The sequence below is a fragment of the Bacteroides intestinalis DSM 17393 genome, from assembly GCF_000172175.1.
Classification (GTDB): Bacteria; Bacteroidota; Bacteroidia; order Bacteroidales; family Bacteroidaceae; genus Bacteroides; species Bacteroides intestinalis.
This window is the reverse complement of the sequence record NZ_ABJL02000007.1, coordinates 1,326,688-1,342,106: the sequence shown is the minus strand read 5'-3', so window position 1 is coordinate 1,342,106 and position 15,419 is coordinate 1,326,688. Positions and strand designations below refer to the sequence as shown.

Genomic DNA, 15,419 nt, shown 5'->3' with positions numbered 1-15,419 from the left:
CAACTTATATAAATAGAAAAGAGAACCTTTTTTCTATAAAAGGTTCTCCATCATCAAATTCAGAAGTATCTATAATTACTTTCGCATTTTCTCCCTGCAATAGGACCGGTGTCCATAAATCACAATCACCACAAAACAGATGAACGGAAGGATGAATGACAGGTTCACAGCAGGCATGCCCATCAATGTACCGCAGTCTATAATGCTTGCCTGAACCGGCGGTAATATCGACCCTCCGAGAATTGCCATAATCAATCCGGCAGCACCGAACTTGGCATCATCGCCCAATCCCTGTAAAGCTATACCGTAAATCGTGGGGAACATCAGAGACATACAGGCTGATACTCCCACCAGGCAATACATTCCCCAGATATTCTGGAAACCAATCACCCCGGCCGTAAACACACAAGCCACAATAGCCAGCACCTTCAGCAACAGCCCCGGACTGAGATACCGCAGGATAAACGTACAGATGAAACGGCTGGCACAGAAAATAATCATAGCCACAATGTTATACTGCTGTGAGAGCACTTCCGCGGCTTTCTCTTCCATCCCTTCCGACATGAAATAGCGCGTACCATATTGAATGATAAATGTCCAGCACATAATCTGCGCACCTACATAGAAGAACTGTGCGATCACTCCTTCCCGGTAATGGTGTATACCGAATATACGTTTCAATGTAGGCAGGAAATTGATGTTATGAGACTGATCGCCATTCTTCGGCATCTTCACCATACGGATCACGATCAGCATAGCCAAAATGACAAGCCCGATAATCAGATAAGGCGCAATCAGTACCATCAGATCCGAATCACGTACCGCAGCAAATTCTGTATCCGAAAGCTGGCTGCGTTCCACCGTATCCATCGGGTTCAGGCGATTCTGGATAAAGTTCATCGCCACGTACATACCTAATAACGAGCCCATCGGATTGAAAGACTGTGCGAGATTCAGGCGACGAGTGGATGTAGCTTCATCGCCCATAGAAAGGATATAGGGATTACAACTGGTTTCCAAGAACGAGAGTCCGCATGTCAGGATAAAGTAGGCTATAAGGAAGGGATAGTAATTACCCGTCAGCATGGCAGGATAGAACAGAAATGCACCAATAGCATACAGTCCCAGTCCCAGCAGTACCCCTGCTTTATATGAAAAGCGACGGATAAAAATAGCTGCGGGGAATGCCATGGCAAAATATCCGCCATAGAAAGCCACCTGCACCAGCGCCCCGTCGGTAACACTCATACGGAAAATCTTGGAAAAGGCTTTCACCATCGGATTCGTGATATCATTGGCAAAGCCCCACAAAGCAAAGCAACTGGTGATAAGGATGAACGGAATGAGGTAGCTTACTCCGTCTTTACTGATAATGCTGTTTTTATTAGTATTATTCTTCATGGTAGTTATTTCTTTGGCTGGAATTAGTCATAAAGGTGGAAAATACGCTCCATTGGTTGCCATTTTTCGGCGGCTGTGGAACCGGGTTTTACAAGCTGGAAGATGGCCATATAGTCTTCCCATTCCTGTTGTCGGGGCAAGGTAGCGAGGCGCTCCATAGCTGCATTCCAGTCAAACCCTACAGGCACTTCGACTATCATGAACAGGCGGGTATCTAATAGATATATTTCCATTTCCAGAATGCCGACTTCCCGAATACCAGCAAGTATTTCGGGCCAAATAGCCCCTCGACTGTGCCGGCGGCGATATTCAGCTATCAACTGCGGATCGTCACGAAGTTCCAGAGTCCGGCAGATACGCTCCACCGGCTGATGATGCTCTTTGGCAGGATAACGTTTGATTAATGTGTCCATAGTAAATCAATATTGAAACGCAAATAAACACAGATTTTAGCAGACTAAAAAGTGATACGGTAATTATCTACGCAAAGCAGTGTATCCACGTTCCGGCTAAGTTATTAAATAAATTCTTTGATATCTTCACGGCTGCCGATCTCTCCTTTGGTAATGGCCTGCACCAGGATACTACCGATAGCGGTTGCCTCTACGGGTCCGGCATAGACGGGAATACCCAAAGCCTTGGCTGTCAGGCGGTTCAGCAGTGAATTACGGCATCCGCCACCGATGATATTGAGTTGTTCTATCGGGGCGGGAAGCAGACGGTTCAGTTGGTCTATCCCTTGCTTATAGCGCAGGGCGAGTGATTGGAGCACACAACGTACTACCTCACCGTAAGTTTCCGGTATAGGCTGTCCGTGCGCTTCACAATACTCCGCAATGGCATCTTCCATATCCACAGGGTTCTGGAATATCTTATCATCTACGTCAATGACGGATGGAATATCCGCAGATTCGGCGGCAGAAAGCAAGAAATCGTATCCACATCGTTCTCCTCTTTCTTTCCATTGCGCTATAAGGCGTTGCAAGATCCAAAGCCCGGTGATATTCTGAAGAAAACGAATCTTACCGCCTACCCCGCCCTCATTGGTGAAGCCTGCCCGGCAAGCTTCTTCCGTGAGGATAGGTTCATCCAGTTCAACCCCCAGCAGAGACCACGTACCGGAGCTAAGGAAAGCACAACGAGATTTATCCACCTGTGTCGAAGGAATCGCATAAACAGCACTTGCCGTATCGTGCGAACCGACGGCTATGACATCTACTTCATCCGTCAAGCCAATTTCTTCGGCAATCTCCCGTTTCAGTTTGCCACGTACCGTACCGGGCATCACAATGTCTCCGAAAAGATGTGCAGGTACTCCCAAACGCTGGATGAGCGGCTGATTCCAAGTCCGGCTACGCGCCTCAAGCAGTTCGGAGGTGGATGCAATACAATATTCATTATTTGCCACCCCTGTGAGGAAGTAACTGAAAAGATCGGGCATAAACAGAAGACGGTCGGCCACTTCCAATTGCGTATCACCGCTTTTCTTCATGCTATAAAGCTGGAAAAGTGTATTGATAGACATCACTTGTATACCGGCTTCCGAATAATGCCGAACAAGGTTGTCACCGAAAAATTCCTCCGGCAAACCATCCGTTCGGGGATCGCGATAACACACTGGATTTCCCAGCAAGTTACCGTTACGGTCTATCAATCCAAAGTCCACACCCCAGGTATCAATGCCAATGCTCCTGATACGATATCCCTTGCGCACCGCTTGCCGGAGTCCGTTCTTCATCTCATCAAACAGAGCTAGGAAATCCCAGTACACATGGTTTCCCATCCGCACCTGGCGGTTCGGAAAGCGGTACACCTCTTCCAGTTTCAACGTACCCTGGCAGATGGAACCGGCCATCACGCGACCGCTTCCACCTCCAAAATCTACTGCCAGATAGGTATTCATCATTTAGTCTTCTTTCCTAAAATGTATGTCTCAAGATCATCGATCTCTTCAGGAGTAAGTACGGTGTAGTCTCCTCCGGACTGGATAATGATGCGGCATGCCATTTCAAAGAACATAGCGCGTTCAAAAGCCTGGTCGAAGTCCTTGCCACACACCACCTGCCCATGTTTCAGCAAGAGGACGGAATTATGATCTTTCAAAGCATCAATTACTCCCTGTGCCAATTCTTTCGATCCCGGACGATAATAAGGAACTACCGGAATCTCACTTCCCACATGACAGGGGATCTCTGCTGTTACGTTGAAGTTCGTAGGACGATTCTTCATACACGCCACAGCCGTGGCATAGTGTGACTGGAAATGCAGGACTACATTCACATCAGGGCGCTCACGAAGCACTCCCAGATGAAAACCGCTCTCCATAGAGGGTTTCACTCCATTCAATACTTCTCCTGTGGAAAGGCGACAGACAGCCACTTTTTCTTTAGGTAGAGAAGGTACCCATGAACCTGTTCCGGAAAGCAGCACTTCGTCACCAATGCGCCAGGAGATATTGCCGCTACTGCATATTGTCAATCCGGCATCTCCTACCCGATGTGCCTGGACAATGAATTGTTCTATGTGTTCGTTTGTTATCATGTCTATTTCTATTTGTTATTTATAGATAGGTCCATACGTTGTACAAGCTCTGTAATCAGCTCCCTCTTTATCCATACCGAATGCGTTCCAAGCAGCAGGACGGAATATTTTCTTCTCATCTACATTATGCATACAAACAGGAATACGAAGCATGGAAGCCAACGTAATCAAATCCTGACCGATATGTCCGTAACTGATAGCACCATGATTAGCTCCCCAGTTATTCATTACCGAATACACATCTTCAAATGCCGGTTTATCGCAAAGACGGGGTACAAACCAGGTAGTAGGCCACGTACGGTCCGTACGTTCATCCAGTAGTTTGTGAACTTCCGGATCAATCTCTACCGTCCATCCTTCTGCAATCTGGAGCACGGGACCGAGGCCTTTCACAAGATTCAGACGGCTCATCGTCACAGACATGCCGCCTTTAGACAGGAAGTTAGAAGAGAAACCACCGCCACGGAAATAATCACGGTTAGCGGGATACCAGGTGGTAACTTCAAGACATTTCTCCATCTCGGTCTCGGAGATTTCCCAATGAGGTTTCATGGCAGGTTCACCCTGTGCATTCGTTTGCTGGCCTGTACCGTCCAGAGTGGTAGCACCAGAGTTAATCAAATGGATAATACCGTTAGCAGCCAAACCTGTCAATTCTTTACCCGTAACGCGTTTCACTGCTTCAGGACTCCAATATGTACGTACATCAGAGAATATCTGTGCACGGTTTGTCAGCAAATGACCGAAGAGCATGGCTACGCCGTTGCAAGCATCGTTTTCAGTAGCTACTACGTATGCTTCACGGATACCGTTCCAGTCAAAAGAAGTATTCAGCAGAGCTTCGGAGTAGTCACCATTCGGATAAAAATCGGTCCACTGGCGTTGTCCCTGGAAACCGGCGGCAATGGCATTGTGTCCAAGTGCTTCTTCCTTGAATCCCATTTCACGAAGTTTCGGATTGCCTTGCATAAGGTCGCGCATAATGATAGTCATCTTCACAATGAATTCCCAATCTTCGTCTTTTTGCTCACGAGTCTTGGTCTTTGCGGGGATATTGAAATCCTTGCCCTCATTTTTCTTGCAATACTTTTCTGTCCATGCCATGGCTTTAGCGAACTCTTCCTTATCATAGATACCTTCAGTCATACGACGGATAATTTCAGTCAGGTCTACAGATTCGCAACGGATACCCAGATATTCCTGGAAGAAATCCGGGTTTACAATAGAGCCGGCAATACCCATGGATACGCTACCCATCGACAAATAAGATTTTCCGCGCATGGTTGCTACTGCCTGTGCGGCACGTGCAAAACGAAGCAGTTTTTCTGCAACGTCGGCAGGGATGGAATTGTCATCCAGATCCTGCACATCACGTCCGTAAATGCCAAAAGCAGGTAATCCTTTTTGTGCATGTCCCGCCAGTACAGCTGCCAGATATACAGCTCCCGGACGTTCCGTGCCGTTAAATCCCCAAACAGCTTTCGGATAATACGGATTCATATCCATAGTCTCGGCACCGTAGCACCAGCAAGAGGTCACTGTGATAGTAGAACCCACGCCTTCGCGTTCAAACTTCTCAGCACAAACCGCACTTTCGGCTACGCGACCGATGGTACTGTCTGAAATCACACACTCCACCGGACTTCCGTCACCGTTCTTCAAGTTGCTGGTGATCAACTCGGCTACTGCTTTAGCCAGATTCATTGTTTTTTCTTCAAGGCTTTCACGTACGCCACCCTGGCGACCGTCGATAGTGGGACGAATCCCGATTTTCGGATACTTTTTCATGCTATCATTTATTTGGTTAATAAAACATCATCTATGCTGAACTGTGCTGAAATAAGTTTGTAAAAAAAGGCTATAAAGAGCCTCTTAAATTTACTTCCGTCGGCAGACAAACCTGTATGGGCTTGCCACTCAATATGAAATCTGCCGTCAGGATTCCCATCTTTTGCCAATCAACACTCATTACTGTTATTCCCTTATCAATCACTTCATAAGCCGGCGTATCATTATAGGCTATCAAGCCGAAATCAACGCCACACGTCAAACCTGCCGCACGGCTCTTCTTCACAATCTCTACCACATCCACTTGGCGGATGGCAATATAGGCTTCACCGGAATGCACTTCCCTGTCGTCCAATGTCTCTATTACCTCACATTCCAATTGATGATCTGCACAATATTTCCTGAAATAATCGCACGTCTCCTTGGGATGCTTACTTTCCCGTGCCAGAAACAGGATAAGCTTGCGATAGTTCTGCAACCTATCTGCCAATTGAGTCATAGCAGCGTAAAAGGCCTCACCGAAGTCCTGACAGATGTATGAATACTCCCGCTTATCAAACTGCCCGAAATCAAGCAGCAACAGGCGGGAAGAGTCTATCTTATAGAGATAAGGAGAAATTTTTTCGTTATCGAAGTTCATTACCACGTACTTATTATAACGGCCAATGGAATCGCGAAGAATAGCATTGAACAATGCTTCGTTATACTGATGAAACCACAGGTCTACCTTATAACGCGTGGAAAGACGGCGGATGATACTGTTATACAGCGTATCTTTAAAAGGTGAATATTCATCGAGCAGCAACAAGATATTTTTCTGACGGTTCACCACATAGTAACCTTTACCAGGAGTAGAGTCGATAATCCCCCGCTCTTTCAGATCAATAAAAGCTTTAAAAACCGTATCGCGGGAAACTTTATAATCGTGGCTCAGCTGATTGATGGAAGGCAGGGCGGTATCCGTCTTGTAACGTCCCATGGAAATGTCCTGGCTGATCAAATCGGCCAGTTGTTTCACCTTCGTCGTTTGTTGCCCGAAAATTGTTTTCATATTGCGTATAACAGGTTTAATCAAAGTAAGAATGACGCAGCCAACTGTGCTGAACTGTGCTGGTACAAAGAAAGATTATTTATTCTGAATCAGCAAGAAATAGGAATATGTTTTGCAGCATATAAAAACAAAAGCCCCGTCACATCTTCGCAATGTAACGGGGCGCTATCACTTTGTTATACAGAGATTATTTATACTCCGCCCACGATTTAATTGCCAGATCATCCAGCGTCATCGTACAGAAAGCATTGATGAAAGCACTTGCCAGGCGGGCATTTGTAATCAGTGGAACATTCAGGTCGATAGCGGCACGACGAATCTTATATCCGTTGCTCAACTCACCTGCAGTAAGGTTCTTCGGAATATTCACCACCATGTCGATCTCCTTTTTGTGCAGCATATCCAACGCTTGCGGCTGTTGGTTGGTCTCACTGGGCCAATACACCTGCGTATTCTCCACCCCGTTTTCCGTAAGGAACTTACTGGTACCTCCCGTTGCAAAGAGCTTATACCCTTTTTGCTGAAGCAGACGGGCAGCGGAAAGCATTTCCACCTTCTGTTTCGGTGTACCGGTAGAAAGCAGGATATTCTTCTTCGGTATGCGGTAGCCTACAGAAAGCATAGCCTTCAGCACAGCACAAGATGTATCACTTCCGATACAACCGACCTCACCTGTAGATGCCATATCCACCCCCAACACCGGGTCGGCCTTTTGTAAACGATTGAAAGAGAACTGGCTTGCCTTAATGCCTACATAATCCAACTCAAAGAGATTCTTATTCGGCTTTTCTACCGGAAGCCCCAACATCACCTTCGTAGCCAATTCGATAAGATTTATCTTCAGCACCTTGCTGACGAACGGGAAACTACGGGATGCACGCAGGTTACATTCAATCACCTTAATGTCATTCTCACGGGCCAGATACTGGATATTGAACGGACCGGAAATATTCAGTTCGCGTGCAATCTCACGACTGATACGCTTAATGCGGCGTACCGTCTCCACATAAAGCTTCTGAGGCGGAAATTGAATCGTAGCATCGCCCGAATGTACCCCGGCAAACTCAATATGTTCAGAGATAGCGTATGCCACAATTTCTCCGTTCTGTGCCACCGCATCCATCTCCACCTCCTTGGCATGTTCGATGAACTGGCTGACAACCACCGGATGCTTCTTCGATACATTGGCCGCAAGTTGCAGGAAGCGTTCCAATTCTTCCTGATTGGAACAAACGTTCATTGCAGCACCTGAAAGCACATACGACGGACGCACAAGTACCGGGAAACCTACTTCTTCCACAAACTCGTTGATGTCGTCCATGCTCGTAAGCTCACGCCAGCGAGGCTGGTCTACACCGATACGATCCAGCATGGCGGAGAACTTCTCACGGTCTTCAGCATTGTCAATGCTTTTGGCGGAAGTACCGAGGATAGGTACCTTCTGCGCATCAAGTCGAAGGGCAAGGTTATTCGGTATCTGACCACCGGTAGAAACAATCACCCCGTGCGGATTTTCCAGTTCAAGGATATCCATTACCCGTTCGAAGGTAAGTTCATCGAAGTAGAGGCGGTCGCACATATCGTAGTCCGTAGATACGGTTTCGGGATTATAGTTGATCATAACGCTGCGATACCCCTCTTTACGGATGGTATTCAGTGCCTGCACACCGCACCAGTCAAACTCTACGGAAGACCCGATACGATACGCACCGGAACCGAGTACAACGATGGATTTACGATCACCGAGGTAATGAACATCATTAGCAATGCCACTGTACGTCAGATACAGATAATTAGTCTGTGCAGGATATTCGGCAGCAAGAGTATCTATCTGCTTCACTACAGGAACTATGCCGACACTCTTACGATGATTGCGCACATAGAGGATACCGTCTTCCATGTCCCCTTCATAACCGATGGCGCGGGCTATCTGGAAATCGGAAAAACCTTGTACCTTGGCTTTTTTCAGCAATTCAAAAGGCAGATCGGCTATCTGTTTGTGGTTCTTGCTCCACTGCTCCAACTCTTTGCTGGTGTTCATGATGTTCATCAGCTTCTCCAGGAACCACTTATCGATCTTCGTCAGTTCGTGCACCTGATCAACGGTATATCCGGCACGGAAAGCTTTGGATATGACAAAGATACGCTTATCCGTCGGTTCACGGAGCGCCTTGTCTATATCAGAGATAACAAGTTCCTTATTTTCCACGAAACCATGCATCCCCTGTCCTATCATACGCAGACCTTTCTGAATGGCTTCTTCAAAAGTACGGCCGATAGCCATCACTTCGCCAACTGACTTCATGCTGGAACCCAGTTCCTTGTCTACACCATGGAACTTACCCAAGTCCCAACGGGGTATTTTGCAGACCACATAATCCAATGCAGGTTCAAAGAAAGCACTTGTGGTTTTTGTCACAGAATTCTTCAGGTCGAATAATCCGTATCCAAGGCCGAGTTTTGCAGCAACGAAAGCAAGCGGATAACCCGTAGCTTTAGAAGCCAGAGCGGAAGAACGGCTCAAGCGGGCATTCACCTCAATCACTCTATAATCTTCACTTTCAGGATCGTATGCATACTGTACATTACATTCTCCTACAATACCGATGTGGCGAATGATACGGATAGCAAGTTCGCGCAGCTTATGATAATCGGAGTTACTGAGCGTCTGAGACGGAGCGATAACAATGGACTCTCCCGTATGAATGCCCAACGGGTCGAAGTTCTCCATGTTACAGACGGTGATACAGTTGTCAAAGCGGTCGCGCACCACCTCATACTCCACTTCTTTCCATCCACGCAAGGATTTTTCCACAAGCACCTGCGGGGAGAAAGAGAAAGCTTTCTCAACCAGCACATTCAGTTCTTCTTCATTGTCACAGAAGCCGGAACCCAGTCCACCAAGCGCGTATGCAGCGCGGACAATCACCGGATAACCCAGTTCGGCAGCAGCACGACGGGCATCAATAGCATTTTCTACGGCTTCGCTTTTAATAGTCTTTACATTGATTTCATTCAGTTTATGAACGAAAATCTCACGATCTTCCGTATCGATAATGGCTTGTACGGGAGTACCGAGAACTTTTACACCATATTTCTCAAAAACTCCGTCTTTGTAAAGGGCGACACCGCAGTTCAGTGCCGTTTGCCCACCAAAGGCGAGCATAACACCATCCGGACGTTCTTTTTCGATGACTTTCTCTACAAAATAAGGAGTGACAGGCAGGAAGTAAATCTGGTCGGCAACGCCTTCCGAAGTCTGCACGGTAGCGATGTTCGGGTTGATAAGAACGGTGTAGATACCTTCTTCTTTCAAAGCTTTGAGTGCCTGACTGCCAGAGTAGTCGAACTCACCTGCCTCACCGATTTTCAGTGCACCGGAACCGAGTAGCAGGACTTTCTTTATATTGTTTTCTTTCATTTATTGTACGTTTATAAGTGATTACAGCAGTTTCACGAACTCATCAAACAAAAACTCCGTATCCGTCGGTCCACTGGCAGCTTCCGGATGGAATTGTGCAGAGAACCAGGGATTCCGTTTATGTCTGATACCCTCATTAGACCCGTCATTCATATTGATGAACAGCGGTTCCCAATCTTCCGTCAGCGTAGTGTTGTCCACTGCATAACCATGATTCTGCGAAGTGATGAAGCAACGCTCCGTGCCCACCATACGCACTGGCTGGTTGTGACTGCGATGACCATATTTCAGCTTGTATATCTTTGCTCCTCCTGCCTTGCTCAACAACTGATTTCCCATGCAGATACCGAAGATAGGCAGTTTTTCATTCTTCATTGCCCGGCGGATATTCTGCACCGCAGCATCACAGGTATCCGGATCACCCGGGCCATTACTGATGAAAAGTCCGTCGAACTCCAGTTCATTATAATCATAATCCCAAGGCACACGGATGACTTCCACATCACGCTTCAGCAGACAGCGAAGGATATTGCTCTTCACTCCACAATCAAGAAGCACTACGCGCTTCAATTGACAATTGACAGTTGACAATTGACAATTAAGCTGCGCTGTGGGAGTGGTTATGGGAAAATGAAGGGGAGATTCTTTGCCAGTATATACAATAATCTCTTTGCAACTAACCCTGTCTACGTAGTTGACATCCTCATAATTGTCAATTGTCAATTGTGAATTGTCAATTTCGTTTTCGACATCGTCAAAAACGATGCGCCCCATCATCACGCCATGTTCGCGGAGCACCTTTGTCAGCTCACGCGTATCGATACCTGTGATGCCCGGCACCTGTTCGCGCTTCAGCCAATCAGCAAGGCTTTCCACAGCGTTCCAATGGCTAAAGTCCTCACTATAATCACTTACAATGATGGCTTCCGCATGGATACGCTCGCTTTCCATAAAGGTAGCCAGCCCATTCGGTTCGACAGTGAAAGGCGGCACACCATAATTGCCCACCAACGGATAAGTGAGCGTCATCAACTGTCCGGCATACGAGGGGTCAGTCAAGCTCTCGGGATAGCCCGTCATAGCTGTGTTGAAAACCACCTCTCCCGCTACCGGCTTTTCGTAGCCAAACGACTTGCCGTGGAAGCGGCTCCCGTCGTCGAGGATAAGAGTTACATTTCTCATATTTGTTATAAAAGTTACAAGCTAATTACTGTCAGAATTGATATACTTGTTCTATATAGTCAATGAAAGCATTATTCAGCATCTTCACCCCGCCCGGCGTAGGATAATCACCGCTGAAATACCAGTCTCCCCGATGATTGGGACAAGCCTCATGCAGCCCCTCCAACGGTTGGTATACGATTTCCACCTTCGCCTTTGTTCCGGCAGGTGTCAGCAGTTCCACCATCTTGGCGGAGATTTCCTCGTCAGTGAAAGGTGCATAGATATCCTTCACATAGTTCACCATTTGCTCCTTCGGCAACCCTACTTGGTCTTTCGATTTGCGGTAGGCAGCGGCAATCACATCTTTCATATCCCGGTCTTTCAGTAATTCGATGGCAGCTTTGAAAGCGATGAATTCACTCATCTTTGCCATGTCGATGCCGTAATAATCGGGATAACGCACCTGCGGGGACGAAGAAACAATCACAATCTTCTTGGGACCCAGGCGGTCGAGAATACCGATGATACTCTGTTTCAGAGTGGTTCCGCGTACAATGGAGTCATCGATAATGACAAGATTGTCCACACCCGGCACCAGACTGCCATAGGTGATATCATACACATGCGCAGCCAAGTCATTGCGGCTGTTTCCTTCTGCAATAAACGTACGCAGTTTAATATCCTTGATGGCTACCTTTTCGCTACGAATACGGCGGGAAAGTATCTGTTCCAGCTCCTCCAGATTGGGGCTATGTCCCAGGGAAGCGATCTGTTGCACTTTCTCTTCATTCAGATAATCATCCAGTCCCTGCAACATGCCGTAGAAAGCAACTTCCGCTGTATTCGGGATGAAGGAAAACACGGTATGGTCAAGGTCTTTATTAATGGCTTTCAAGATGTTAGGTATCAGTTTCTCACCCAATAGTTTACGTTCCCTGTAAATATCCACATCACTGCCTCGTGAGAAATAAATACGTTCGAAAGAACAGGGTTTCACCTCACGCACTTTATTGATCTGGGTGGTGCGCAGCTTGCCCGCCTTGTTAATCAGCAAAGCTTGTCCGGGCATCAATTCCTTAATACTGCCTGCCGGTACATTGAAAGCGGTCTGTATCACAGGACGCTCGCTGGCAAGTACTGCCACTTCATCATCCTGATACCAGAATGCGGGACGGATTCCCCACGGGTCGCGCACGGCAAACGATTCACCGCTTCCCGTCAGTCCGCATATCACATAGCCTCCGTCCCACTCCTTGCTCGCAGTACGCAGCACGTTTGCCAGGTCCATATGATCTTCTATATAGTGAGTCACGCCCATGCCTGTCAATCCTTCCGCTTCGGCAAGATTGAAAAGGCGCTCCACTTCACGGTCAAGACGGTGCCCCACTTGTTCCAGCATGATATACGTATCGGCATACTTCCGCGGATGCTGACCGATAGCAGTGATACGTGCAAAAATCTCATCCACGTTCGTCATGTTGAAATTGCCACAAAGAGCGAGATTCTTAGCCCGCCAGTTGTTACGCCTCAGGAAAGGGTGCACGTATGAAATGCCGCTCTTTCCGGTAGTGGAATAACGCAAGTGCCCCATGTAAGCCTCGCCCGCAAAAGGGAGGTATTTTTTAGCGTAATCCGCATCATGAAGCTGCTCTTTTGTCAGATCCTTAAAGTTGCCCTGCACCGTACCGAATATCTCGGTAATGGCGCCCGAACCGAGTGCACGCTCACGGAACATATACTCCTCACCGGGATTTGCTTCCAGCTTTACGCAAGCCAGACCGGCGCCTTCTTGTCCGCGATTGTGCTGCTTCTCCATCAGAAGATAGAGTTTGTTCAAACCGTACATCCATGTGCCGTACTTCTGTTCATAGTATTCCAGAGGTTTCAGCAGGCGTATCATGGCAACGCCACATTCATGCTTCAGTTCTTCCATCAGTTCATTTACAATTTACAATGTACAAAGTACAATTTATCATTTACTATTTATTTCATATTACCCTCTTTATTCCACTGTTACGCTCTTCGCCAGATTCCTCGGCTGATCCACATCCATCCCCTTGCATACTGCGATATGGTACGCCAATAACTGCAACGGTACCGTAGTAATCAACGGGTCAAGGCACTCAATTGTTTCCGGCAACTCGATACAAGTATCGGCAATCTTGCTGATAACCGTATCCCCTTTTGTCACCAGAGCGATCACTTTGCCCTTACGCGCCTTGATTTCCTGTATGTTGCTCAATACTTTCTCATAAAGCCCGTTCTGTGTAGCAATCACTACTACCGGCATTTCAGCATCTACCAATGCGATAGGCCCGTGCTTCATTTCAGCAGCCGGATAACCCTCGGCATGGATATAAGAGATTTCTTTCAGCTTCAACGCACCTTCCAGGGCTACGGGATACGAATATCCGCGTCCCAGATAAATAAAGTTATGCGCATACGTGAAAATCTTGGAAAGCTCTGCAATGCTGCCGTTCAGCTTCAGCACTTCTTTCATCTTATCAGGAATACGGTTCAACTCCTGCACGATGGCAAGGAATTGCCCCTCATCTATCGTATTCTTCTCTTTGGCAAGCGTCAGCGCCAGCATGGTGAGCACTGTCACCTGTCCCGTAAACGCTTTGGTGGAAGCCACTCCGATTTCAGGGCCTACGTGGATATAAGAGCCCGTATGCGTAGCCCTCGGAATAGACGAACCAATCGCATTGCAGATGCCATAGATAAATGCCCCACGGCTCCGCGCCAGTTCCACAGCTGCCAATGTATCCGCCGTCTCGCCACTTTGCGAAATCGCAATCACCACATCCTTACTGTCTATCACCGGATCACGGTAACGGAATTCTGAAGCATACTCCACTTCCACCGGAATGCGGCAAAGACTTTCTATCAGATGTTTTCCGATAAGCGCCGCATGCCAGGAAGTACCGCACGCCACGATGATGAAACGTTTGGCTGCCAGCAGGCGGTCTTTGTTATCAATCACTGCGGAAAGCACCACATTTGTACTTTCTACATTGATACGTCCGCGCATACAGTCATGAATACAATCGGGCTGCTCAAAAATCTCTTTCAGCATGAAGTGCGGATAACCACCCTTTTCCAACTGCCCCAGGTTCAGTGCCACCGTCTTCACTTCGTGCGGACATTCCACATTTTTCAGGTTCACCACCTTCAGTTTCTCTCCGCGGCGGATGACGGCGATCTCTTCATCTTCCAAATATACGACTTTATCTGTATATTCCACAATCGGCGTAGCATCCGAAGCCAAGAAAAACTCATCTTCACCGATACCTACCACCAACGGGCTACTCTTGCGGGCTGCTATAATCTCATCCGGATTGTCCTTATCCAGCACGGCAATAGCGTATGCACCGATTACTTCACGCAACGCTAATTGCACAGCAGTCAGCAAATCTGTATTTTTGGATTTCTGGATGAATTCTATCAGCTGCACCAATACTTCGGTGTCCGTACTGCTTTTGAATGAATAGCCTTTGGCCTGAAGTTTTTCTTTGAGGACGGCGTAGTTTTCGATGATACCGTTGTGGATGAGAGCAAGATGTTCGGAAGAGGAATAATGAGGATGGGCGTTAGCGGAGCAAGGTTCCCCGTGCGTAGCCCAACGGGTATGGGCAATTCCGATGTTACCGGAAATATCTTTTTGAGTAACGAAAGTTTCCAGTTCCGAAACCTTACCTTTCGTTTTGTAAACGTTCAACTGTCGGTTATCACTGATTAATGCTACCCCTGCACTATCATATCCGCGATACTCTAATCGCTTCAATCCTTTGATAAGAATGGGGTAGGCCTTCTTTGGACCAATATAGCCTACTATTCCACACATACTAATTAATATTTGATTTTGCGCTGCAAAGATATAAAAACCCGAGAACATAAAGTTAATGTTTTACCTATTTATTTATCAAAAGAATAGAAAAAAGATGTTTTCTTGTCAAAAAGTTAAAGAAAACAAACTTATGAAAGCAAAAGGAACAATTTTATAATCTCAAAGCAAGCAGTAGAATTTTAGTATTATATTGAAAGGAGATA

General features: G+C 47.0%; 10 protein-coding genes. All 10 read right to left on the bottom strand.

Annotation, left to right across the window (positions count from 1 at the left end; genetic code table 11):
- Positions 1–75: 75 nt before the first annotated feature.
- The 10 genes from fucP to glmS all read right to left on the bottom strand — a co-directional run bounded on the left by fucP (position 76) and on the right by glmS (position 15,213).
- A complete protein-coding gene (gene fucP / locus BACINT_RS08950; RefSeq protein ID WP_007662396.1) occupies positions 76–1,401 on the bottom strand; it encodes an L-fucose:H+ symporter permease in 1,326 nt (441 codons plus the stop codon).
- Between the two features lie 23 nt (positions 1,402–1,424).
- Positions 1,425–1,814 carry an L-rhamnose mutarotase gene (locus tag BACINT_RS08945; RefSeq protein WP_007662395.1) on the bottom strand — a complete coding sequence of 130 codons (390 nt, stop codon included), beginning with the start codon at positions 1,812–1,814 and terminating at the stop codon, positions 1,425–1,427.
- 104 nt (positions 1,815–1,918) lie between these two features.
- Positions 1,919–3,304, bottom strand: a complete 1,386-nt coding sequence (locus BACINT_RS08940) for a rhamnulokinase (protein ID WP_044154967.1) — start codon at positions 3,302–3,304, stop codon at positions 1,919–1,921.
- A complete protein-coding gene (locus BACINT_RS08935; protein ID WP_007662392.1) occupies positions 3,304–3,942 on the bottom strand; it encodes a class II aldolase/adducin family protein in 639 nt (212 codons plus the stop codon). Before BACINT_RS08935 ends, BACINT_RS08940 begins: the two co-directional genes overlap by 1 nt.
- A gap of 15 nt (positions 3,943–3,957) precedes the next feature.
- Positions 3,958–5,730: an L-fucose isomerase gene (fucI, locus tag BACINT_RS08930; RefSeq protein WP_007662390.1), complete on the bottom strand. Its 1,773-nt coding sequence runs from the start codon at positions 5,728–5,730 to the stop codon at positions 3,958–3,960.
- 70 nt (positions 5,731–5,800) lie between these two features.
- Positions 5,801–6,781, bottom strand: coding sequence for a GntR family transcriptional regulator (locus BACINT_RS08925; RefSeq protein WP_007662388.1), 981 nt, complete (start codon positions 6,779–6,781; stop codon positions 5,801–5,803).
- A 187-nt stretch (positions 6,782–6,968) separates the two neighbouring features.
- The gene (gene carB, locus BACINT_RS08920; protein WP_007662387.1) at positions 6,969–10,202 is read right to left on the bottom strand and encodes a carbamoyl-phosphate synthase (glutamine-hydrolyzing) large subunit; all 3,234 of its coding nucleotides are present in this window, start codon (positions 10,200–10,202) and stop codon (positions 6,969–6,971) included.
- A gap of 21 nt (positions 10,203–10,223) precedes the next feature.
- Positions 10,224–11,384: a glutamine-hydrolyzing carbamoyl-phosphate synthase small subunit gene (gene carA, locus BACINT_RS08915; RefSeq protein WP_007662385.1), complete on the bottom strand. Its 1,161-nt coding sequence runs from the start codon at positions 11,382–11,384 to the stop codon at positions 10,224–10,226.
- A gap of 31 nt (positions 11,385–11,415) precedes the next feature.
- Complete coding sequence (locus tag BACINT_RS08910) at positions 11,416–13,299, bottom strand: amidophosphoribosyltransferase (RefSeq protein WP_007662383.1); 1,884 nt, start codon at positions 13,297–13,299, stop codon at positions 11,416–11,418.
- A 69-nt stretch (positions 13,300–13,368) separates the two neighbouring features.
- Positions 13,369–15,213 carry a glutamine--fructose-6-phosphate transaminase (isomerizing) gene (glmS, locus tag BACINT_RS08905; protein ID WP_021967743.1) on the bottom strand — a complete coding sequence of 615 codons (1,845 nt, stop codon included), beginning with the start codon at positions 15,211–15,213 and terminating at the stop codon, positions 13,369–13,371.
- Positions 15,214–15,419 lie beyond the last annotated feature (206 nt).